The 24,256-nt window shown below is 67.3% G+C and carries 11 protein-coding genes and 1 pseudogene; 11 read left to right on the top strand and 1 reads right to left on the bottom strand.

Features of this window, described 5'->3' with window-relative positions:
• Nucleotides 1-1,430: PE family protein (locus BST12_RS19270; protein WP_139801776.1), on the bottom strand; the 1,430-nt coding region annotated here is incomplete at its 3' end.
• A 288-nt stretch (nt 1,431-1,718) separates the two neighbouring features.
• Between BST12_RS19270 and argC the strand changes: the two genes are divergently transcribed.
• The 11 genes and pseudogenes from argC to BST12_RS19215 all read left to right on the top strand — a co-directional run.
• A complete protein-coding gene (gene argC, locus BST12_RS19265) occupies nt 1,719-2,762 on the top strand; it encodes an N-acetyl-gamma-glutamyl-phosphate reductase (protein ID WP_083114735.1) in 1,044 nt (347 codons plus the stop codon).
• Nucleotides 2,759-3,973 (top strand): bifunctional glutamate N-acetyltransferase/amino-acid acetyltransferase ArgJ, encoded by a 1,215-nt coding sequence (gene argJ / locus BST12_RS19260; protein WP_083114734.1) that lies wholly within the window; start codon nt 2,759-2,761, stop codon nt 3,971-3,973. Before argC ends, argJ begins: the two co-directional genes overlap by 4 nt.
• Nucleotides 3,970-4,920 carry an acetylglutamate kinase gene (gene argB / locus BST12_RS19255; protein ID WP_083114733.1) on the top strand — a complete coding sequence of 317 codons (951 nt, stop codon included), beginning with the start codon at nt 3,970-3,972 and terminating at the stop codon, nt 4,918-4,920. Before argJ ends, argB begins: the two co-directional genes overlap by 4 nt.
• The gene (locus tag BST12_RS19250) at nt 4,914-6,110 is read left to right on the top strand and encodes an acetylornithine transaminase (protein WP_372510884.1); all 1,197 of its coding nucleotides are present in this window, start codon (nt 4,914-4,916) and stop codon (nt 6,108-6,110) included. Before argB ends, BST12_RS19250 begins: the two co-directional genes overlap by 7 nt.
• The gene (gene argF, locus BST12_RS19245) at nt 6,107-7,030 is read left to right on the top strand and encodes an ornithine carbamoyltransferase (protein ID WP_083114732.1); all 924 of its coding nucleotides are present in this window, start codon (nt 6,107-6,109) and stop codon (nt 7,028-7,030) included. Before BST12_RS19250 ends, argF begins: the two co-directional genes overlap by 4 nt.
• Complete coding sequence (locus BST12_RS19240; RefSeq protein ID WP_083114731.1) at nt 7,027-7,542, top strand: arginine repressor; 516 nt, start codon at nt 7,027-7,029, stop codon at nt 7,540-7,542. Before argF ends, BST12_RS19240 begins: the two co-directional genes overlap by 4 nt.
• A 12-nt stretch (nt 7,543-7,554) precedes the next feature.
• The gene (locus BST12_RS19235; protein WP_083114730.1) at nt 7,555-8,751 is read left to right on the top strand and encodes an argininosuccinate synthase; all 1,197 of its coding nucleotides are present in this window, start codon (nt 7,555-7,557) and stop codon (nt 8,749-8,751) included.
• A gap of 71 nt (nt 8,752-8,822) precedes the next feature.
• Nucleotides 8,823-10,235 carry an argininosuccinate lyase gene (gene argH / locus BST12_RS19230; RefSeq protein ID WP_083114729.1) on the top strand — a complete coding sequence of 471 codons (1,413 nt, stop codon included), beginning with the start codon at nt 8,823-8,825 and terminating at the stop codon, nt 10,233-10,235.
• Between the two features lie 103 nt (nt 10,236-10,338).
• Nucleotides 10,339-11,400 carry a type III polyketide synthase gene (locus BST12_RS19225; RefSeq protein ID WP_083114728.1) on the top strand — a complete coding sequence of 354 codons (1,062 nt, stop codon included), beginning with the start codon at nt 10,339-10,341 and terminating at the stop codon, nt 11,398-11,400.
• A 107-nt stretch (nt 11,401-11,507) separates the two neighbouring features.
• Nucleotides 11,508-17,906 (top strand): type I polyketide synthase, encoded by a 6,399-nt coding sequence (locus tag BST12_RS19220; protein ID WP_083114727.1) that lies wholly within the window; start codon nt 11,508-11,510, stop codon nt 17,904-17,906.
• 23 nt (nt 17,907-17,929) lie between these two features.
• Nucleotides 17,930-24,109: pseudogene (locus tag BST12_RS19215) on the top strand (SDR family NAD(P)-dependent oxidoreductase); the annotation flags it as partial.
• Nucleotides 24,110-24,256 lie beyond the last annotated feature (147 nt).

The following is a 24,256-nucleotide window of genomic DNA, read 5'->3' as shown; positions in this document are numbered from 1 at the left end:
AGCGCCGGGAAGACCGCGCTCAAGCCCGCCGCGAAGTTCTGCCCCGCCGTCAGCAGTGCGCTCAACGCGCCCTGCAACGCCGGGGCACCCGACAGCGCAGCGCTCAATGCGGCGTTAAACGCCGCGCTCAACCCCGACAGGCTGGCCTGCAAGGCCGGCAGGCTGCCCGACAGCGCGGCGCTCAGGGTGGCGTTGAAGGCCGCCGACAACGCCGGGAAGGTGGCCGAGAAGCTGGCCGACAGCGCCGGGAAGACCGCGCTCAAGCCCGCCGCGAAGTTCTGCCCCGCCGTCAGCAGCGCACTCAACGCGCCCTGCAACGCCGGCGCACCCGACAGCGCAGCGCTCAACGCCGCGGTAAAGGCAGCATTCAACCCGGTGAGGCTGGCCTGGAACGCCGGCAAGCCGCCGTTAATGGCGGCCGTCAGGCTGGCGCTTAACGCTGCCGACAACGCCGGCAAGCCTGCGCCGAACGTCCCCGACAATTGCGCGGCCAGGCTCTGGCCGGCGGTCAACAGCCCGGTCAAGCCAGCCTGCACTGCCGGCAGGCCCCCGGTGAGGGCAGCGCTGAGTTGAGCGCTCAAACCAGGCAGAGTTGCGCTGAGATTCGCGGCCAGGTTTTGGCCGACGTCGATCAGGCCGGTGAACCCGGTGCCGAAGTTGGCCACCAAGCTGCCACCGGTGCTTACCAGTTGCGACAGCCCGGCCGAGACGTTGCCGATCAGCATGCCGCCGGTCTGCGCCAGCTCGGCAAGGGTCGGAAGCTGGGCATTGAGGCTTGCCGTCAGGGCTGCGCTGAGGTTTGCGCCCAGGCCGGCATTTAGGAACGCCGAAAGCGCAGCGTTTGCCTGGGCAGTAAGCGAGGCACCGGCTCCGGTCATAGCGGCGCCGAAGTTTTCCAGGGCGAGCCCGGCGTGCGTGATTGCTTCGCCCGTCTGCACCAACCCAGAGCCGAATCCCGATGTCAGCGCCCCGCCGGTTTGCAGGGCAAGCCCAGCGCCGAGGCTCGGAAGTGCTTGGAGGGCACGCAAAATGAGCGCAACGTCGATGCCGCCGGACAAGGAGCCACCGAGCTGCCCGGTGATGGCTGCGGCGGCATTTTCGGCCGCGGCCGCGAAGAAAGCACCACCGCCGGTAAGCAGCGCAGCGCCATTTGCTGCCTCGGCGGCGGCGTATGAAGATGCGCCACCACTCAATAACTTGACGAACTCGTCATGAAACGCCGACGCTTGCGCGCTGACGGCTTGATATTCCTCACCGACCGTGCCGAATAGCGCCGCGATTGCGGTCGATACCTCGTCTGCCGCTGCCGGCGCCAAGCCCGTCGTCGCGCCTGCTGCCGATGCAGTGACTTCGGCGAGTGCCGTGCGAATGCCTGCCAAATCCCGGGCTGCTTCCTCGAAGAGCTCCGGTACTGCGACTACAAAAGACATGTCCATCTCCCCGCTGACCCAATGAACAAGCTGTAACCCGACGACCCCCGACGCCATCGAGGCAACACGTGCCCAATAGGACCTGCCCAAACGCGAGCACCCTTAAACCACAAAGAGCAAAAAATTTCCGGAGGAACCTCAGCGCTCGGTCGCGCTACCTGTCACCGGCGTGAAATACGCTGTGCGCTAGAGCAAATGCTCCGTGCGCCGCGCGGGGTTCCGCCAAGAGCCCCGCCCGCCTCCGGAATGAATTTGCAAATGCCTGCATAACCATGCAGAATTCTCAGGATGTCCGACGCGATCAGGGTGGCGGTTGCCGGTGCCAGTGGTTATGCGGGCGGTGAAATCCTTCGGCTGCTGCTGAGCCATCCGGCCTACCTCGATGGTCGGCTGAAGATCGGTGCCGTGACGGCTGCGGCGAGCGCCGGTAGCGCCCTGGGTGAGCATCATCCGCACCTGACGCCCTTAGCCCACCGAATGCTCGAACCCACCGAGTTGGCGGCGCTACGCGAGCACGAGGTTGTGTTTCTCGCTCTGCCGCATGGGCATTCGGCCGTGCTGGCCGAGCAGCTCGACAACCAAACTCTGGTTATCGACTGCGGGGCCGACTTTCGGCTCACCGACCCCGCGGCATGGCAGCGCTTCTACGGTTCTGCGCACGCCGGCAGCTGGCCGTACGGACTGCCCGAAATGCCCGGTGCGCGGGAACGGCTGCAAACCGCCCGGCGCATCGCGGTACCCGGTTGCTACCCGACGGCTGCCCTGCTGGCATTGCTGCCGGCAGTGGCCGAAGATCTCATCGAGCCCGCGGTCACCGTGGTCGCCGTCAGCGGCACCTCCGGCGCGGGTCGCGCGGCTAAGACGGATCTGCTTGGTTCAGAGGTCATCGGATCAGCGCGGGCATACAACATCGCCGGAGCTCATCGGCACACGCCCGAGATCGCTCAGGGCCTACGAACGGTGACCGACCGTGACGTCACCGTTTCGTTCACCCCGGTGCTCATTCCGACGTCCCGCGGAATCCTTGCCACCTGCACCGCGCGTACCCGCTCTTCCGTTTCGGAGCTGCGGGAAGCGTACGAAAAAGCCTACCACGACGAACCTTTCATCTACCTGATGCCTGAGGGGCAGCTGCCGCGCACCGGCGCGGTGATCGGCAGCAACGCGGCACACATTGCGGTGGCCGTCGATGAGGACGCCGCGACGTTCGTGGCCATCGCTGCGATCGACAACTTGGTCAAGGGCACCGGCGGCGCGGCCGTGCAGTCGATGAACCTGGCATTGGGGTGGCCGGAGACCGAGGGCTTGTCCGTAGTCGGAGTGGCGCCATGACCGAAACGGATGCGGTGACAAGGCTATTGCGCGCCCAGGGTGTGACCGCCCCGGCCGGCTTCCGCGCCGCCGGCATTGCGGCCGGTATCAAGGCATCCGGTGCTCCGGATCTGGCGTTGGTGTTCAACGAAGGCCCCGACTACGCCGCCGCCGGTGTGCTGACCCGCAACAAAGTTAAAGCGGCACCGGTGCTTTGGACTCAGCAAGTGCTGACCACCGGGCAACTTCGCGCGGTAATCCTCAACTCCGGCGGCGCCAACGCCTGCACTGGGCCGGCCGGCTTTCAGGACACCCACGCCACCGCCGAGGCGGTTGCTGCCGCGTTGTCGGACTGGGGAACTGAAACCGGCGCCATCGAAGTCGCCGTCTGCTCAACCGGATTGATCGGAGACCGGCTGCCGATGGACAAGGTGCTCAACGGCGTTCGTGACATCGTGCACGAGATGCATGGTGGGCTGACCGGAGGCGACGACGCCGCCCACGCCATCATGACCACCGACACCGTACCCAAACAAGTTGCGCTGCATCATCACAACAACTGGACCGTCGGCGGGATGGCCAAAGGCGCCGGTATGCTCGCGCCCTCATTGGCCACCATGCTCTGCGTACTAACCACCGACGCGGTTGCCGAACCGGCGGCGCTCGAGCAGGCGCTGCGTCGCGCCACTGCCCGCACATTTGATCGCCTCGACATCGACGGCAGTTGTTCAACCAATGACACGGTGTTGTTGCTTGCGTCGGGAGCCAGCGAAATCACGCCGGCCCAAGCAGATCTCGATGACGCGGTGCTCAGAGTCTGCGACGACCTGTGCGCACAGCTGCAGGCCGACGCCGAGGGAGTCACCAAGCGGGTAACCGTCACCGTGACCAGGGCCGCCACCGAAGACGACGCACTGACTGCGGCGCGTGTTATCGCGCGCGACAGCCTGGTCAAGACCGCGGTGTTCGGATCCGACCCCAACTGGGGCCGGGTGCTGGCCGCCGTCGGGATGGCGCCGATAGCCCTCGACCCAGACCGGATCAGCGTGTCGTTCAACGGCTCTGCGGTATGCATCGACGGAGTGGGGGCACCCGGAGCACGCGAGGTTGACTTGTCGGCGGCCGACATCGACATCACCGTTGACCTTGCCCTCGGCGACGGGCGGGCAGCCATCCGGACCACCGACCTGTCGCACGCCTACGTTGAAGAGAACTCGGCGTACAGCTCATGAGCGAGCAGACACTAACCACTCAGGGCAAGGCCGAGGTACTGGCGGAAGCTTTGCCCTGGCTCAAGCAATTACACGGCAAGATCGTCGTCGTCAAGTACGGCGGCAACGCGATGACCGATGATGCGCTGCGACAGGCCTTCGCCGCCGACATGGCCTTCCTGCGCAACTGTGGCATCCATCCCGTCGTCGTGCACGGCGGTGGCCCGCAGATCAGCGCCATGTTGCGGAGGCTGGGTATCGAAGGCGACTTCAAGGGCGGATTTCGCGTCACCACACCCGAAGTGCTCGACATCGCGCGAATGGTGCTATTCGGACAGGTGGGCCGCGAACTGGTCAACCTGATCAACGCCCACGGGCCCTATGCCGTGGGAATCACCGGCGAGGATGCGCAGCTTTTCACGGCGGTACGGCGCAGTGTCACCGTCGACGGTGTGGCTACCGATATCGGGCTGGTCGGTGACGTTGACCGGGTCAATACCGACGCTCTGCTGGATCTCATTGCGACACGCCGCATTCCGGTGGTCTCGACGCTGGCTCCGGATGCCGAAGGCGTGGTGCACAACATCAACGCAGATACCGCCGCGGCAGCGCTCGCCGAAGCACTCAAAGCCGAAAAGCTGCTAATGCTCACCGATGTCGAAGGCCTGTATACCAATTGGCCGGATCGAGGTTCCTTGGTTAGCGAAATCGATACTGCCACACTGTCGCAACTGCTACCTACCCTGGAGTCGGGAATGATTCCCAAGATCGAAGCGTGTCTGCGTGCGGTCTCCGGTGGAGTGCCGAGTGCGCACGTGATCGACGGGCGGGTCAAACACTGTGTGCTGGTTGAGCTGTTCACCAATGCAGGTACCGGCACCAAGGTGGTGCGCGCCGGCGACGATGCAGAGCGCAGCGATGAGGTGGGGGCACCTCCCGCTTGCGGGGGAGAGCGGCGCAGATGGTGAGCCGCATGACCAACACCGCGACCGTGCAACGCCGATGGCAGGCCGTGATGATGAACAACTACGGCACCCCGCCGATGGCGCTGGCCAGCGGCGACGGCGCGGTGGTCACCGATGTGGACGGCAAGAGCTACGTCGATCTGCTCGGCGGCATCGCGGTCAATGTCCTCGGGCATCGTCACCCCGCGGTCATCGAGGCTGTGACACAACAGATGTCGACGCTGGGCCATACCTCCAATCTTTACGCGACCGAACCAGGAATTGCTCTGGCCGAGGAACTGGTCGCTCTGCTGGGCGCTGAAACCCAGGCGCGGGTGTTCTTCTGCAACTCCGGCACCGAGGCCAATGAGGTCGCCTTCAAGCTGACCCGGCTTACCGGTAAGACGAAACTCGTTGCCGCACAAGAGGCTTTCCACGGCCGCACGATGGGCTCGTTGGCGCTGACCGGCCAGCCTGCCAAGCAGGCGCCGTTCGAACCGCTGCCGGGCTATGTCACCCACGTCCCCTACGGCGATGTGGATGCACTGGCGGCCGCGGTCGACAATGACACGGCCGCAGTGTTTCTCGAACCGATCATGGGGGAGAGCGGTGTCGTCGTCCCGCCGGAGGGGTATCTGGCGGCGGCTCGCGAGATCACCACGCGACACGGTGCCCTGCTGGTACTCGACGAGGTGCAAACCGGAATGGGCCGCACCGGAGCCTTTTACGCCCATCAGCACGACGGCATCACGCCCGACGTGGTGACGCTGGCCAAGGGTCTGGGCGGTGGTCTGCCGATCGGGGCGTGTCTGGCCGTCGGTACTGCCGCGGACCTGCTGACGCCCGGATTGCACGGCAGCACCTTTGGCGGTAACCCGGTGTGCACCGCGGCGGCGCTGGCGGTGGTCAGGGTGCTGGCCGGCGAGGATCTGGTCCGCCGCGCCGAGGTACTGGGCAAGTCGCTACGGCACGGCATCGAATCGCTCAACCATCCGCTGATCGACCACGTTCGCGGCAGGGGTCTGCTGCAGGGCATCGTGCTGAAAGCCCAACGGGCCAAGGACGCTGAGGCCGCCGCCCGCGACGCCGGATATCTGGTCAATGCCGCCGCGCCAAACGTCATCCGGTTGGCTCCGCCGCTGATCATCACCGAGCCGCAGCTGGACGGATTTGTCGCAGCGTTGCCGGGCATCCTCGAAAAGGCCGGAGCATGAGGCACTTCCTGCGTGACGACGACCTGTCCCCGGCAGAACAGGCCGAGGTCCTCGAGCTGGCCGCGGAGCTGAAGAAGGCCCCCTTCAGCCGCCGGCCCCTCGAGGGCCCGCGCGGGGTTGCGGTCATCTTCGACAAGAACTCGACGCGCACCCGGTTCTCCTTCGAAATGGGCATCGCCCAATTGGGCGGCCACGCCGTTGTCGTCGACGGCCACACCACCCAACTGGGCCGCGAGGAAACCTTGCAGGACACCGCAAAGGTGTTGTCCCGCTATGTCGATGCCATCGTTTGGCGGACGTTTGGCCAGGATCGGCTGACCGCCATGGCCTCGACCGCCACGGTGCCGGTGGTCAACGCGCTGTCCGACGAGTTTCACCCCTGCCAGGTCTTGGCCGATCTACAGACCATCGCCGAACGCAAGGGGACACTGAAAGGCTTACGTCTGTCGTACTTCGGCGATGGCGCCAACAATATGGCGCACTCGCTGATGCTCGGTGGTGTCACCGCCGGCATGCATGTGACAATCGCTGCGCCGGAAGGCTTTACGCCCGCCGCAACGGTTGTCGCCGCGGCCGAGCGTCTCGCAAAGCAAACCGGCGCCTCGATAACGCTCACCGCCGACCCCGACGCGGCAGCCGTCGGCGCCGACGTGCTGGTGACCGACACCTGGACCTCCATGGGCCAGGAGAGTGACGGGCTGGACCGCGTCAAGCCGTTTCGGCCGTTTCAGATCAACGAACGACTGACCGGCAAGGCCGACGCGGAAGCCATTGTGCTGCACTGCCTTCCGGCCCACCGCGGCGACGAGATCACCGACGAGGTGATGGACGGACCGGCCAGCGCGGTATGGGACGAGGCGGAAAACCGGCTGCACGCCCAGAAAGCGCTGCTGGTGTGGCTGCTGGAGCAACGCTCATGAGCCAAAGTGCCAAGGCACAATCCGTGCAGGGCCCCGAAGTCAGCGCCAACCGCGCCGGCCGTCAAGCCCGCATCGTGGCCATCCTGTCGTCGGTCGAGGTGCGCAGCCAAAGCGAACTCGCCACGTTGTTGGCCGAAGAAGGGATCGAGGTCACCCAGGCCACGCTGTCGCGGGACCTGGAGGAACTCGGCGCGGTGAAACTGCGCGGCGCCGACGGCGGCACCGGCGTCTACATCGTGCCCGAGGACGGCAGCCCGGTCCGCGGTGTCCACGGCGGCACCCACCGGATGCAGCGGCTGCTCGGTGACCTGTTGGTGTCCACCGACGCCAGCGGCAACCTCGCGGTACTGCGCACGCCGCCGGGCGCGGCACACTACTTGGCCAGCGCGATCGACCGCGCCGCCCTGCCCCAGGTGGTGGGCACGGTCGCGGGTGATGACACCATCCTTGTGGTCGCCCGCGAGCCGATGACTGGCGCGGAACTCGCCGGCATGTTCGAGAACATTCAGTAAGGAGATTGGTTCATGTCAGAGCGCGTCATCCTGGCGTATTCCGGCGGCCTGGACACCTCGGTGGCGATCAGCTGGATAGGCAAGGAGACCGGCCGCGAGGTCGTAGCGGTGGCGATTGATCTCGGCCAGGGCGGCGAGGACATGGAGGTCGTGCGGCAACGGGCACTGGACTGCGGCGCCGTGGAGGCCGTCGTCGTCGATGCCCGCGACGAATTCGCCGAGGAATACTGCCTGCCCACCATCCTGAACAACGCCTTGTACATGGACCGCTACCCGCTGGTGTCGGCCATCAGCCGGCCACTGATCGCCAAGCACCTCGTTGCCGCTGCGCGCGAGCACGGCGGCAGCATCGTCGCGCACGGCTGCACCGGAAAGGGCAACGACCAGGTCCGTTTCGAAGTCGGATTCGCCTCGCTGGCACCGGATTTGGAGGTGCTTGCCCCGGTGCGCGACTACGCGTGGACGCGGGAGAAGGCGATCGCCTTCGCCGAAGAGAACGCGATTCCGATCAACGTCACCAAACGCTCACCCTTCTCGATCGACCAGAACGTCTGGGGCCGCGCGGTCGAAACCGGCTTCCTCGAGCACCTGTGGAACGCCCCCACCAAGGACATCTACAGCTACACCGAAGACCCCACCGTCAACTGGAACACCCCCGACGAAGTGATCATCGGGTTCAAAAAGGGCGTCCCGGTCTCCATCGACGGCAAGCCGGTGTCCATGCTGCAGGCCATCGAAGAGCTCAACCGCCGCGGCGGTGCGCAGGGCGTCGGGCGCCTCGACGTCGTCGAGGACCGTCTGGTGGGCATTAAAAGCCGGGAGATCTACGAGGCGCCCGGGGCCATGGTGCTCATCACCGCGCACACCGAGCTCGAACACGTCACGCTCGAACGCGACCTGAGCCGGTTCAAGCGGCAGACCGACCAGCGCTGGGCCGAGCTGGTGTACGACGGGCTGTGGTACTCGCCGCTGAAGATCGCCCTGGAAAGCTTCGTCGCCAAGACCCAGGAGCACGTTTCCGGCGAGGTGCGACTCGTTCTGCACGGTGGCCACATCGCTGTCAACGGCCGGCGCAGCGCCGAATCGCTGTATGACTTCAACCTGGCCACCTACGACGAGGGCGACACGTTCGACCAATCCATGTCGAAGGGCTTCGTCTACGTGCACGGGCTGTCGTCCAAGCTCGCGGCCCGCCGGGACCTGCGGTGAGTGTGAACTGTGCGACGCGACACGCCGGGCAGGCGTCGTGAGGTTCACACTCGCGGTGAAAAGCTGACTCAGTGAGCACCAACGAGGGGTCGCTGTGGGGCGGGCGATTCGCCGGGGGCCCGTCGGACGCGCTGGCCGCGCTGAGCAAATCCACCCACTTTGACTGGGTGTTGGCGCCCTACGACGTCACCGCATCGAGGGCGCACACCATCGTGCTGTTCAAAGCCGGCCTGCTCACCGAAGAGCAGCGCGACGGCCTGCTGGCCGGGCTCGACAGCCTGGCCCAAGATGTCGCCGACGGCTGCTTCACACCGCTGGTCACCGACGAGGATGTACACGCCGCCCTGGAACGCGGGCTGATCGACCGCGTCGGCCCCGAACTGGGCGGGCGGCTACGGGCCGGCCGATCACGCAACGACCAGGTGGCCACGCTGTTCCGGATGTGGCTGCGCGACGCGGTGCGCCGGGTGGCCAACGGCGTACTCGACGTCGTCAGGGCGCTCACCGAGCAGGCCGCCGCGTACCCGACGGCCATCATGCCGGGCAAAACCCACCTGCAATCCGCCCAGCCGATCCTGCTGGCCCACCATTTGCTCGCCCACGCCCATCCGTTGCTGCGCGACGTCGACCGCATCGCCGACTTCGACCGGCGCGCCGCCATCTCCCCATACGGCTCCGGCGCGCTGGCCGGCTCCTCGCTGGGTCTGGACCCGGACGCGATCGCCGCTGACCTGGGATTCACCGCCGCCGCCGACAACTCCGTCGACGCGACCGCAGCCCGTGACTTCGCCGCCGAGGCCGCGTTCGTCTTCGCGATGATCGCCGTCGACCTATCCCGGCTCGCCGAGGACATCATCCTGTGGAGTTCGACGGAGTTCGGCTATGTCACCCTGCACGACTCATGGTCGACGGGCAGCTCGATCATGCCGCAGAAGAAGAACCCCGACATCGCCGAGCTGGCCCGCGGTAAGTCCGGCCGGTTGATCGGAAACCTGGCCGGCCTGCTGGCCACGCTGAAAGCTCAGCCGCTGGCTTACAACCGAGATCTGCAGGAAGACAAGGAGCCGGTGTTCGACTCGGTGGCTCAGCTCGAGCTGCTGTTGCCGGCGATGGCCGGCCTGGTCGGCAGCCTGACGTTTCACGTCGAGCGGATGGCGGCGCTGGCGCCGGCCGGCTACACACTGGCCACCGACATCGCCGAATGGCTTGTGCGGCAAGGGGTTCCGTTCAGGTCCGCGCATGAGGCGGCCGGCGCCGCGGTGCGCGCCGCCGAACAGCGCGGGGTGGGACTGCCAGAGCTTACCGACGACGAGCTGGCCGCGATCAGTCCTGAGCTGACCCCGCGGGTTCGCGACGTGCTGACGATCGAAGGGTCGGTTTCCTCCCGAGACTCCCGCGGTGGGACCGCGCCCGATCAAGTCGCAAAACAGCTGAGTGCGGTGCGCGCGAGCGCCGATCGGTTGCGCCGTCAGCTGGCGCGTTGAGCGCTTTTGCCGGTCAGTTCGGCTCCGACTAAACTCGCAGCTCTAAAGCGATCCGGTTGAACTAACCGGCCTTGACGATTCGTGTCAAAGGGGTGGGGTCAAAATGAGCGTCATCGCGGGAGTGTTCGGCGCGTTGCCGCCATACCGTTATTCCCAACGCGAACTCACCGACGCATTTGTCCGGGAGCCGGAATTCGAGGGTTACGAAGACATCGTCCGGCAGTTGCACACCAGCGCCAAGGTCAACAGCCGGCACATGATCCTGCCGATGGAGGCGTATCCAAAGCTCACCGACTTCGGCGAGGCGAACAAGATCTTCATCGACAAGGCCGTCGATCTCGGTGTCGAGGCGCTGCTCGGCGCGCTGGACGAGGCCGGCCTGCAGCCCCAGGACCTCGACGTCCTGATCACCACGACGGTCACCGGTATCGCGGTGCCGTCGCTGGACGCCCGGATCGCGGGCCGGGTGGGCCTGCGCGCCGACGTGCGCCGGGTGCCGCTCTTCGGCCTGGGTTGTGTCGCCGGGGCAGCCGGGGTGGCCCGCCTGCACGACTACTTGCGCGGTACCCCTGACGGCGTCGCGGCACTGGTCTCCGTCGAGCTCTGCTCGCTCACCTTCCCGGGGTACAAGCCCTCCCTGGCCGGCCTGGTCGGCAGCGCCCTGTTTGCCGATGGTGCCGCCGCGGTGGTCGCCGTCGGTGATCGTCGCGCCCAGGAGCTGAACGCCGGCGGCCCCGACATCCTGGACTCGCGCAGCACGCTTTACCCCGATTCGCTGCGCACCATGGGTTACGACATCGGCTCGGCCGGCTTCGAGCTGGTCCTGTCCAAGGATCTGGCTGAGATCGTGCAGCAGTATCTGGCCGACGATGTCACGGCGTTTCTGGCCGCCCATGACCTGACCACTACCGACATCGGCGCCTGGGTAACCCACCCTGGGGGACCCAAGGTCATCGAGGCGATCACCGAATGCCTGCAGTTGAAGCCCGAAGCCCTGGAGCTGACGTGGCGCTCGCTGGGTGAGATCGGCAACCTGTCGTCGGCGTCGGTTCTGCACGTGCTTCGGGACACCCTTGCCAAACCGCCACCCAGTGGCAGCCCTGGGCTGATGATCGCCATGGGTCCGGGTTTCTGCTCCGAATTGGTGCTCTTGCGCTGGCACTGAATCCGGTTCCCCGCGAGCGTAACGACACTGCGACATTCGGAGCGAAATCTCGCAGTGGCGTTACGCTCGGCGCGCCTCACCTTGAGTAGCACGAAAGGTCGCGATCTATGGACAGCACTCAAGAAGAGCTCATCACCGCGCTTCGCCGATCACTCAAGGAAAACGAGCGGCTCAAGCGGGAGAACCGCGACTACCTGGCGCTGAACACCGAGCCGGTCGCGATCGTGGGGATGGGCTGCCGGTATCCCGGTGGGGTGGATTCGCCGCAGGCGCTCTGGGACATGGTGGCGGCCGGCCGCGACGTGGTCTCGGAGTTTCCCGCGGACCGCGGGTGGGACCTGGCCGGCCTGTTCGATCCCGATCCCGACGCGGTCGGCAAGTCTTACACGCGCTGCGGCGGCTTCCTGACGGATGTGGCCGGTTTCGATGCCGAGTTCTTCGGCATCGCGCCCAGCGAGGTGCTGGCGATGGACCCGCAGCAGCGACTGTTGCTGGAGGTGTCCTGGGAGGCGCTGGAGCGTGCGGGCATCGACCCGATGCGCATTCGGGGTTCGTCGGCAGGCGTGTTCGCCGGTATCTTCCACGGAACCTACGGCGGCCAGGGCCGGGTGCCCGGGGACCTGGAGCGCTACGGGCTGCGCGGGTCGACGCTGAGCGTCGCATCCGGCCGGGTCGCCTACGAACTGGGCTTGGAGGGCCCCGCGGTGTCGGTGGACACGGCGTGTTCGTCGTCGCTGGTGGCGCTGCATTTGGCGGTGCAGTCGCTGCGGTCCGGAGAGTGCGATCTGGCGCTGGTCGGCGGGGTCACCGTAATGGCCACCCCGGCGATGTTCATCGAGTTCAGCAGGCAGCGGGCGCTGTCGCCCGACGGCCGGTCCAAGGCGTACGCGGGGGCCGCGGACGGCACTGCGTTCTCCGAGGGCGCCGGCGCCCTGGTGCTCGAGCGACTCACCGATGCCCAGCGGTTGGGGCATCCGGTGCTGGCGGTGGTGCGAGGATCGGCGGTCAACCAGGACGGGGCCTCCAACGGCCTGGCCACGCCCAACGGACCGGCGCAGCAGCGGGTGATCAAGGCTGCCTTGGCCAGTGCGCGATTGAGCGTGACCGACGTGGATTTGGTGGAAGGACATGGGACCGGCACCACCCTGGGGGATCCCATTGAGGCGCAGGCGATTTTGGCGACCTACGGACAAGGCCGAACCGAGCCGCTCTGGCTGGGTTCGATCAAATCGAACATGGGTCATACCTCCGCGGCGGCCGGCGTGGCCGGGGTGATGAAGCTGGTGTTGGCGATGCGGCACGGGGTCATGCCCCAGACACTGCACGTGGATGTGCCTACGCCGCACGTGGATTGGTCCGCTGGTGCGGTGTCGTTGCTGACCGAGGCGCGGGCCTGGGAGGTGTCGGGCCGGCCGCGGCGCGCCGGGATCTCGTCGTTCGGGATCAGTGGGACCAACGCGCATGTGATCGTCGAGCAGGCGCCTGCGGTGGAACCCGTTGTGCTTGAGGGTGATCACCGCGTCGCTGCGATTCCGTGGCTGCTGTCGGCGCGGTCGGCACACGCGTTGGCCTATCAGGCGCAGCGGCTGCTGGAATGGGTCGCGGCCGATGAAGCCTCGAGTGCACTCGATGTGGGATGGTCGCTGGTTTCGACGCGGTCGATGTTCGAACATCGGGCCGTGGTGGTGGGTGGCGATCGCACCGAGTTGATGGAGCGGCTCGCGACCCTGGCGGCCGGCGAGCCGGGTTCGAGCGTGGTGGCCGGGCGTGCGCGATCGGTGGGCAAGACGGCGTTCGTTTTCCCGGGCCAGGGATCTCAGTGGCTGGGCATGGGTGTCCAATTGCTCGATGCTGCACCGGTATTCGCCGACCATCTGCACCTCTGCGAAAAGGCGCTCAGTGAGTATGTGGACTGGTCGTTGATCGACGTCTTGCGTGGCGCGCCGGACGCGCCGGGGCTGGATCGGGTGGACGTGGTGCAGCCCGCCCTGTGGGCGATCATGGTGTCGCTGGCCGAATTGTGGCGTTCCATTGGAGTGGTTCCCGACGCGGTGATCGGGCATTCGCAGGGGGAGATCGCGGCGGCCTATGTGGCCGGCGCATTGTCGCTGGAGGACGCCGCCAAGGTGGTGGCGCTGCGCAGCCGGCTGTTGCTGCAATTGTCCGGGGCCGGCGGCATGGCGTCATTGGCATGCGGACTGTCCAAAGCCAAGGAGCTGGCCGCGCTCTGGGGTGAAAGACTGAATATCGCTGCGGTGAACGGCGTTTCGGCGGTCGCGGTGGCCGGTGAGGTGGGCGCCATCGAGGACCTGCTGCAACGCTGCGCAGCCGACGGCATTCGCGCCCGCAGGATCGACGTCGATTACGCTTCGCACTCGGCCCAGGTGGACGCGATCCACGCAGACCTGATCGGGGCCCTGGACGGGCTGATGCCCCGCTGCTCTACAACGGCGTTCTTCTCAACGGTCACCGGCCAACTCATGGACACCGCCGGTTTGAACGCCGAGTACTGGTTCCGCAGCATCCGCCAGACCGTGCAATTCGAGCAGGCCGTCCGCAGCGCCTCCGACGACGGCTACCAGGTGTTCGTCGAATGCAGCCCGCATCCGGTGCTGATCGCCGGCATCGAAGAGACCCTGGCCGATGCTGCGCAGACCAGTGTCGGTGAACCGATCATCGTCCCGTCGCTGGGTCGAGACGACGGTGGCCTGGACCGGTTCTGGCTGTCAGCCGGCCAGGCGCATGTCGCCGGTGTGGCGGTGCACTGGTCAGCGGCGTTTGAGGGTCTGGCCGCCCGGCAAGTGGAGTTGCCGACGTACGGGTTTGTCCGGCGGCGATTTTGGTTGGGGCCCTTGGGCGTTGACAGCGGCGATGCGACCGGCCTCGGCCTGGCCGGTGTCAGTCATCCGCTGTTGGGTGCCGTGCTGGAGCGGCCCGATTCCGGTGGCGTGGTGTTGACGGGTCAACTTTCGCTGACCGCCCAGCCGTGGTTGGCCGACCACGCGGTGGGCGGTGTGGTGCTGTATCCCGGAGCGGGCTTTGTGGAGCTGGCCATCCGGGCCGGTGATGCGGTCGGCTGCGGCGTGGTCGAGGAGTTGACGTTGTTGGCTCCGCTGGTGTTGCCGCCGGCCGGTGGGATGCGGATGCAGGTGGTGGTGGGTGCCGCTACGGAATCGGGCGGCCGGGCGGTATCGGTGTATTCCCATGGCATGGGGGCTGATTCGGTGTGGGTGCTGCACGCTCAGGGCACGTTGAGCGCGGCGGCGATGCCGGCTGCCACGGACCTGTCGGTGTGGCCACCGGTGGGAGCCCAGGCCGTGGGTGCCGGCGATGCCTATGACGTGCTGGGCGGGCGGGGCTACGGCTATGGCCCGGCGTTCCAGGGATTGCGTTCGTTGTGGCGAAGGGGCCGTGAGGTTTTCGCCGAGGTGGCGCTGCCGGAGGGAGTGCTGGCCGGCGGGTTCGGGATTCATCCGGTGGTGTTGGATGCCGCCTTGCATGCCTGGGGCGTGGTCGATGATGGCGAACAGCCGATGTTGCCGTTTTCCTGGCAGGGCGTTTGCCTGCACGCGTCCGGGGCGTCACGGGTTCGGGCGAGATTGGCGCCGTTAGGTGTGGGTGCGATGTCGGTGGAGTTGGCCGACACCGACGGCCTCCCGGTGCTGTCGGTGCGGGAATTGGTCGTTCGTCGGGTCTCGACGCAGGTGCTGTCGGCGGCGGTCACCGCCGCTGGCGGTGGTGCCGGGTCTGGTGGCGGACGGCTCCTGGAGGTGGGCTGGTCGCCGATTGCATTGGGACACAGTGGGATTGGTGATCATAAATTCGTGGTGCGCGGGTTGGCTGCCCGCACCGACGCCAACGGTGCCGATGTGCTGGACGCGGTGTATGCGGGCGTGCACGCGGTGCTGGCCGAATTGCAGTCCTGGCTGGCCGGTACTGAGGACGGCATGCTGGCGCTGGTAACTCGTGGTGCCGCGGCCCTGCCGGGCGAGGACGTCACCGATTTGGCGGGTGCGGCGATTTGGGGCTTGGTGCGTTCGGCTCAGGCCGAGCACCCGGGGCGGGTGGTGCTGGTCGATTCGGACGGCTCGCTGGATGTCGCCGACGTAGTCGCTTGCGGTGAACCGGCTTTGGTGGTTCGTTCCGGCGTAGCATACGCGGCGCGGGTGGTACCGGTGGGCGCCGGATCGGTATTGGAGCTGCCGTCCGGGTCCGGGGGCTGGCAGCTGGCCGTCGGCGGCGGGGGGACGCTGGAGGATCTGGTGGTGGCCCCGGCCGGCCGGGCCGAACTGGCCGCCGGGCAGGTGCGAGTCGCGGTGGCCGCCGTCGGGGTGAATTTCCGGGATGTATTGGTGGCGCTGGGAATGTATCCCGGCGGTGGGGAATTGGGGGCCGAGGGTGCCGGCGTGGTGGTGGAGGTGGGTCCCGGCGTGGACGGGCTGCTGGTCGGCGACGCGGTGATGGGATTGCTCGGCGTGGTGGGCGCCGAGGCGGTGGTGGATGCGCGACTGGTGACGGCGGTGCCGGCGGGGCAGTCGCTGATAACGGCGGCCGGTGTCCCGGTGGTGTTCTTGACGGCGTTCTACGGCCTGTCGGTATTGGCCGGCGCAAAGGCCGGGGAGAAGGTGCTGGTGCATGCCGGTACCGGCGGAGTCGGCATGGCCGCTGTGCAACTGGCCCGGCATCTGGGTCTCGAGGTGTTCGCCACCGCCAGCCGGGGCAAGTGGGAAACCTTGCGGGCCATGGGCTTTGACGAAGACCACATCTCGGATTCCCGCAGCCTCGACTTCGAGGAGAAGTTCTCGGCGGTCACCGGCGGTCGTGGGGTGGACGTGGTGCTCAACTCGCTGGCCGGGGAGTTCACCGACGCGTCGCTGCGGCTGCTGACTCCCGGCGGCCGTTTCATCGAGATGGGCAAGACCGACCTGCGCGACCCGCACCTGGTGGCCGAGCGGTACAGGGGTGTGCAATATCGCGCCTTCGATCTGATCGAAGCCGGCCCGGAACGTATCGCGGCCATGCTCTCCGAAGTGGTCAGGTTGCTGGCGGCCGGCGCACTGACACCGTTGCCGGTCAAGGCTTTCGATGTGCGGTGTGCTTCGGCGGCCTATCGCTTTGTCAGTCAGGCCCGTCACGTCGGCAAGGTGGTGCTGACGTTGCCGGACGGGCCCGGCGGTGCGCTACTGAGTAAGGCCGGTGGTGAACTGGCCGGGGGCACGGTGGTGATCACCGGCGGCACCGGGATGGCCGGTTCGGCGGTGGCGGCTCATCTGGTAGAGCGGTATGGGGTGGCCAGCGTCGTGCTGGCCAGCCGCAGCGGGGAACAAGCCGGGGGAACTGCACAGCTGGTGGCACGCCTGCGCGAAGCCGGCGCCGAGGTAGCGGTGGTGGCCTGCGATGTGGCCGATCGCGAGGCGGTTGCCACGTTGCTCGCCGGTCTGGATCCGCGCTATCCCCTCAAAGGGGTGTTCCACGCCGCAGGGGTTCTCGATGACGCGACCATCACGGGGTTGACACCAGAGCAAGTGGATAACGTGTTGCGGGCCAAGGTCGATGGAGCTTGGCATTTGCACGAGCTCACCGCGAAGCTGGATTTGTCTGTCTTCGTGATGTTTTCGTCCATGGCGGGGATCGTCGGAACCGCGGGCCAGGGCAATTACGCGGCGGCGAACGCGTTCCTGGACGGGCTGGCGGCCCACCGTCGCGCCGGCGGGTTGCCGGGTTTGTCGGTGGCCTGGGGGCTGTGGGAACAGGCTTCGGCGATGACCCAGCACCTGGGCGAACGTGACCGGGCCCGGATGAATCGCACTGGGCTGGTGCCGATTTCGACCGAAGCGGCATTGGGATTGCTGGATACCGCGCTGCTGGCCGACCGGCCGGTTCTGCTGGCCGCCCGGCTGGATCCCGCCGCCCTGGCCGGAGCATCGGTGCCGCCGTTGTTGAGCGGGCTGGTGGCCCACCCGATCCGGCGGGTCATCGTCGACAGTGCTATCGCGGTGTCGACGTCGGGATTGGCGTCGCGGCTGAACGCATTGAGCCCCGAGCAGCGCCGCCGCGAACTGAGCGAACTGGTCTGCAGTAACGCCGCAACGGTGCTGGGACGCTCCAGCGTGGCAGACATCAACGCCCAGCGCGCTTTTCAAGATCTCGGCTTCGACTCGTTGACGGCGGTGGAGTTGCGTAACCGGCTCAAGAGCGTGACAGGGCTCACCTTGCCGCCCACCCTGATCTTCGACTATCCGACCCCGGCCGCGCTGTCGGAACACCTTATCGCCCAATTCGATACGGTCCGTCCGGTCAGCGACGAACCCGACCTGTTGGCCCGCTTCGACGAAATCACCCGGGAGCTGCAGACGCTGCTCAACCGGCCCGATTGGAGCCCCGAAGACAAGGCGCAGCTGAACAGTCGTTTGCACGGCATCCTGACCCACCTGATCGACGACGACATCACCGACGCCACGGAAAGCCAGCTCTTCGCCATTCTCGACGAAGAACTCGGCTCCTGAGCCCATTCCGACAAGGAGCAACCATGCCGGAAACCGGCAAACACGTCGATTACCTCAAACGCCTCACGGCGGATCTGCGGCACACCCGAAAGCGGTTGTCGGAGCTGGAAGCCAAGCTGTCCGGGCCCGTGGCGGTGGTGGGGATGAGCTGCCGGTACCCCGGCGGGGTGCACTCGCCGGAGGCGTTGTGGGACATGGTCACCGCCGGCCGCGACGCCATCTCGGATTTCCCCGCTGATCGCGGCTGGGACGTCGAGGGGCTGTTCGACCCGGACCCGGATGCCGCCGGGAAGATGTACACCCGCCGCGGCTCGTTCCTGGACGAGGTGGCCGCATTCGACGCCGGATTCTTCGGCATCGGGCCCAACGAGGCTTTGGCGATGGACCCGCAGCAGCGATTGATGCTGGAGCTGTCGTGGGAAGCGTTGGAGCGCACGGGGATTGACCCGACCACGCTGCGAGGCTCGGCCACCGGTGTGTTCGCCGGGGTCATTCATGACAACTATGGCGGTCACGTACAGGGTGAGTTGGAGGGCTACGGGCTGACGGGTTCCACGTTGAGCGTCGCCTCTGGCCGGGTGGCGTATGTGCTGGGGCTGGAAGGTCCGGCGCTGTCGGTGGATACGGCGTGTTCGTCGTCGCTGGTGGCGTTGCACCTGGCGGCCCAGTCGCTGCGGTCGGGGGAGTGCGACCTGGCGTTGTCCGCCGGTGTCACCGTAATGTCCAGCCCGGCCCCATTTGTCGAGTTCAGCCGGCAGCGGGCGCTGGCACCCGATGGCCGGTGCAAGGCGTACGCCGGCAGCGCCGACGGCACCTCCTGGTCGGAAGGCGCCGGCGTGCTGGTGCTGGAACGGCTGGCCGACGCGCAACGGCTGGGGCATCCGGTGCTCGCGGTGATCCGCGGGTCGGCGGTGAATCAGGACGGTGCCTCCAACGGGCTGACGGCACCGAACGGCCCCGCCCAGCAGCGGGTGATTCGGGCGGCGCTGGCCAGCGCCCGGCTCGACGCCGCCGGCGTCGACCTGGTCGAAGGGCACGGAACGGGCACCCGGCTGGGGGATCCCATCGAGGCCCAGGCGCTGCTGGCCACCTACGGCCAGGGCCGGCCCGACGGGGAGCCGTTGTGGTTGGGGTCGATCAAATCCAACATCGGCCACACCTCCGCCGCCGCGGGGGTGGCCGGGGTGATCAAGATGATCCAGGCCATCCGCCACGGCGTGATGCCGAAGACGTTGCATGTGGATGTGCCGACGCCACACGTGGATTGGTCAGCGGGCGCGGTGTCGGTGCTGACCGAGTCGCGGCCTTGGCCGGCGGGCGACCGGCCACGGCGGGCGGGGGTGTCGTCATTCGGGATCAGCGGGACCAACGCCCACGTCATCGTCGAGCAGGCTCCGGCAGCCGCTCCGATCGAAAGCGCCGACGCTGAACCGGACAACGACCTGTCGGTGGTGCCGTGGATTCTCTCGGCGAGGTCCGCAGCGGCGTTGGCCGGGCAGGCCGAGCGGCTGCTGGCGTTCGTGACGGCCGACGCCGCTTTGGACCCGGTTGACGTGGGCCGGTCGTTGGTGAAAACCCGTGCGGTGTTCGAACATCGCGCGGTGCTGGTGGGCGCCGACCGCCAGACTCTGTTGACGGCGCTCTCGGAGGTGGCGGCCGGCGAGCCGGGCGCCAGCGCGGCGGTGGGCCGCGCGCGATCGGGCGGCAAGACGGCCTTCGTGTTCCCCGGGCAGGGCGCGCAATGGCTCGGCATGGGCGAACAGCTGTATGCGGAATTGTCGTTGTTCGCCCGCGAATTCGACGCGGTGGCCGACGCGCTGGATGCACACCTGCGCCTGCCGCTGCGAAAGGTGCTCTGGGGGGCCGACGAGGCACTGCTGACCAGCACCGAATTCGCTCAGCCGGCGCTTTTCGCGATCGGGGTGGCGCTGGCAAAGGTGTTGCAGGGCTGGGGCATTGTCCCGGATTTGATGATCGGTCATTCGGTGGGCGAGATCGCGGCCGCGCACGTTGCCGGGGTGTTGTCATTGGCCGATGCGGCGAGATTGGTAGCCGCCCGCGGCAGGCTGATGTCGGCGTTGCCGGCCGGCGGCGCGATGGTGGCGGTGGCCGCCGGCGAAGAGGAAGTGGCGCCGCTGCTGGTCGACGGCGCAGACCTGGCTGCCGTGAATGCGCCCGACGCAGTGGTGATTTCGGGTAGCGAGGCGGCGGTGAGCGGCATCGCGGATCGATTCGCCCGGCGCGGCCGCCGCGTGCATCGGTTGAACGTGTCGCACGCGTTTCACTCGTCGCTGATGGAACCGATGCTCGAGGAATTCACTCAGATCGCCGACGGCATTGCCGTGTCGAAGCCGCGGATTCCGTTGATTTCCAATGTGACTGGGCAACTCGCCGACGCGGACTACGGATCGGCGAAGTATTGGGTTGAGCACGTACGGCGTCCGGTGCGGTTCGCCGACGGGGTGCGGTCGCTGGAATCGGCCGGTGCCACAGCGTTTATCGAGATGGGCCCGGCCGGCGGGCTGGCCGCGCTCGTGGAGCAGTCGTTGTCGTTGGTTGATGCGGTGACGGTTCCGGCGTTACGCAAGGATCGTCAGGAGACGGCCTCGGTGCTGGACGCTGTGGGCCGGTTATTTACCGCGGGTGCGCCGGTGGACTGGCCGGCGATCTATGGCAGCCGTGGCCGGCTCGTTGATCTGCCCACCTACGCCTTCCAGTGGCAGACCTACTGGTTGCCGCCGGGGTCGACGGGTTCGGGCGACATCCGCGGCATGGGACTGGCCTGGGCTCAGCATGGTTTGTTGGGTGCGGTGGTCGAACAGCCGGACTCCGGCGGTGTGGTGTTGACGGGCCGACTGTCGGTAGAGGATCAGCGGTGGTTGGCCGACCATGTCGTCGGTGGCGTAGTGCTGTTGCCTGGGGCGGCCTTTGTAGAGCTGGCGTTGCGGGCCGGCGACGAGGTGGGCTATGGGACCGTCGAGGAGCTGACGGTGGTCGCACCGCTGGCCCTGCCGATGGTGGGCGGGTTGCAGGTACAGGTCCTGGTGGGCGGTGCCGACGAGTTGGGCGAGCGGTCGGTGTCGGTGTATTCGCGTGCTGATGCCCAGGATTCGCGCTGGGTGCTGAACGCCCAGGGCCTGTTGACGGCCACACCGGTACCGCCGGCATCGAGTTTTTCGCTGTGGCCACCGGCCAGCGCCACCGCGGTCGACATCGACGGCGCGTATGAGCGGCTGGCCGAACGCGGCTACGAGTACGGCGGTGCGTTTCGCGGTCTCGCAGCGATGTGGCAGCGTGGTTCGGAGATATTCGCCGAGGTCGCCGTCCCCGCCGATGCGGGAGTCACCCTGGCCGGCTTCGGAATCCACCCGCTGATCCTGGACGCGGCGTTGCATGCGATGGGGATGAGCGAGCAGAACCAGGCAACCTTACTGCCGTTTTCGTGGCAGGGCGTCTCGCTGCATGCCGCGGGTGCGTCGCGGGTCCGGGTGCGGATCGCGCCGGCCGGCGACGGTGCGGTATCCGTGGACTTGGCCGACACAACCGGGGCACCGGTGTTGTCGGTGCGGGCCCTGGTCATGCGTCCGGTATCGGCTGAGCAGTTGTCGACGGCTATCGCCGGCGTTGATACGACCAATCGCGGGCTGCTCGAGGTGGTCTGGTCGCCGGTGTCGCCACCCGGCGGCGACACCGGCGCAACCCCGGAGATCTTCGAGCTGGAGTCCACGGCCAACGACATCGAGTCGGTACACGCCGTCACGCATCGGGCGCTGGCGGCCGTGCAGTCCGCGCTCGCCGAGGAGCGAGCCGAGCTGTTCGTGGTGCTGACCCACGGGGCCGTCGCGCTGTCGGGTGAGGACGTCACCGATCTGGCCGGTGCGGCGGCGTGGGGGTTGGTGCGCTCGGCCCAGGCCGAACATCCGGGTCGACTGGTGCTGGTCGACACCGACGGTTCGCTGGATGTCTCCGATGTAATCGCCTGCAATGAACCGCAATTGGTGGTCCGCGGCGGAAAGGTGTATGCGGCTCGACTGACGCCGGTGGGTCCGGCGCCGGTATTGCAGGTGCCCGATGCCGAGGGCGGATGGCGTCTGATTGCCGGCGCCGGCGGCACATTCGAGGAGCTGGCCCTGGTGCCGTGCCCGGCTGCGGACCTGGCCCCCGGCCAGGTGCGAGTCGCGGTGCAGGCACTGGGAGTGAACTTCCGCGACGTGCTGGTGGCGCTGGGTATGTACCCCGGGATGGCGGAGGTGGGCGCCGAAGGGGCCGGTGTGGTCACCGAAATCGGTCCGGAAGTCACCGGCTTGTCCGTCGGCGAACCGGTGCTGGGACTGTTGGGACTGGCCGCATCGGATGCGGTGGTAGACGCACGTTTGGTGACCAAGGTCCCTGCGGGCTGGTCCATGACGGAAGCCGCGGCTACCCCCACCGTGTTCTTGACGGCCTACTACGCGCTGCGCGTGTTGGCGAATGTACAGCCGGGGGAATCGGTACTCATCCACGCCGCCGCGGGCGGGGTGGGGATGGCCGCCGTGCAGCTCGCCCGGCTGTGGGGGCTCGAGGTCTTCGTCACTGCCAGTCGCGGTAAGTGGAACACGTTGCGGGCCATGGGATTTGACGACAACCACATCGCCGATTCGCGCACCCTGGCGTTCGAGGACAAGTTCTTTCTGGTGACCGGTGGAAGCGGGGTGGACGTGGTGCTCAACTCGCTGGCCGGTGAGTTCAACGACGCGTCGCTGCGGCTGATGCCGCGGGGTGGCCGCTTCATCGAGATGGGCAAGACCGACATCCGGGACGCACAGGTCGTTGCCCAGGATCATCCCGGGGTGGCGTATCGGGCGTTCGATTTGATGGAGGCCGGTCCGCAACAGATCGAGCAGATGCTGGCCGACGTGATGCATTTATTCGAAGATGGTGCGCTGCAGCGGCTTCCGGTCAATACCTGGGACGTTCGCCTGGCTCCGGAGGCTTACCGGTTCTTGAGTCAGGCCCGCCATATCGGCAAGGTGGTGCTGACCATGCCGGATGCCTGGGCGGCGGGCACGGTATTGATCACCGGTGGCACCGGGATGGCCGGTGCGGCGGTGGCGCGTCATTTGGCGAGCCGGTACGGGGTGCGGCGACTGGTTCTGGTCAGTCGGGCTGGTGAGCGCGCCGAGGGGGCGGCCGATCTGGTGGCCGAACTGGCCGAGGCGGGTGCGCAGGCGCAGGTAGTGGCCTGCGATGTGGCCGAGCGCGACGAGGTGTCCGCCCTGTTGGCGGCGCATCCGGATCTCACTGCGGTGTTCCACGCGGCGGGAATCATCGACGACGCGCTGATCGATTCGTTGACGCCGCAGCGTGTCGATACCGTGCTGCGGGCCAAAGCCGACGGCGCGTGGAACCTGCACGAATACACCAAAGACCTCAATCTGGCTGTGTTCGTGCTGTTTTCCTCGCTTTCGGGACTGGTGGGTGCTCCGGGGCAGGGCAATTACGCTGCCGCGAACGCGTTTCTGGATGCGCTGGCAGTGCATCGACGCTCGCAGGGTTTGGCGGGGGTGTCGGTGGCCTGGGGGCTGTGGGAGGAAGCCTCAGCGATGACGCAACACCTGGGGGAGCGGGACCGGGCCCGGATGAGCCGGGTCGGGCTGGCGCCGTTGAGCACCGAGCGGGCGATGGGATTCCTCGACAACGCGCTGCTGTCCGATCGGGCCGTGCTCGCGGCCACCCCGCTGAACCGTGCCGCGCTCGCCGCCGCAGGGTCGGCGGTGCCCCCGCTGTTCAGTGGGCTGATTACCAGCCCGGTGGCGCGGCGTTCGATCGCTGCCGGCGAGGCGTCGATGTCGATGTCGGGATTGATCTCCCGGCTGCACGGGCTCACGGCCGAGCAGCGTCAGCGCGAACTCACCGAGTTGGTGTGTACCAACGCGATCGCGGTACTGGGACATGCCAGCAGCCCAGATATCGACGCGAACAAAGCATTTCAGGAGCTCGGCTTCGACTCGCTGACCGCGGTGGAACTGCGCAACCGTCTCAAGTCCGCCACGGGACTCACGCTGCCGCCCACCGTGATCTTCGACTATCCCACGCCGGCGGCACTGGCCGAACACCTCGACACCCAGCTCAGCGCGGCCCCCAACCAGGCAGGCCAAGCGTCCGGCGGCGCCGCCAACGAACCAAACCTGTTGGCGCGCTTCAACGATATCGCCCGCGAGCTCGACTCGCTGGTCAGCCAGCCCGAGTGGACTCCCGAAGACAAGTCGCACCTCGGCAAGCGGCTGCAGGCGATCGTGACCGATCTGACCGCCCCGCGTTCGACACCCGAGCCGACCCCGGACGACGAGGACATCACCGCCGCCACCGAG

Source organism: Mycobacterium angelicum (assembly GCF_002086155.1).
GTDB lineage: Bacteria > Actinomycetota > Actinomycetes > Mycobacteriales > Mycobacteriaceae > Mycobacterium > Mycobacterium angelicum.
Note: the sequence above shows the minus strand (reverse complement) of the source record. Positions and strands in the feature narration are given on the sequence as shown.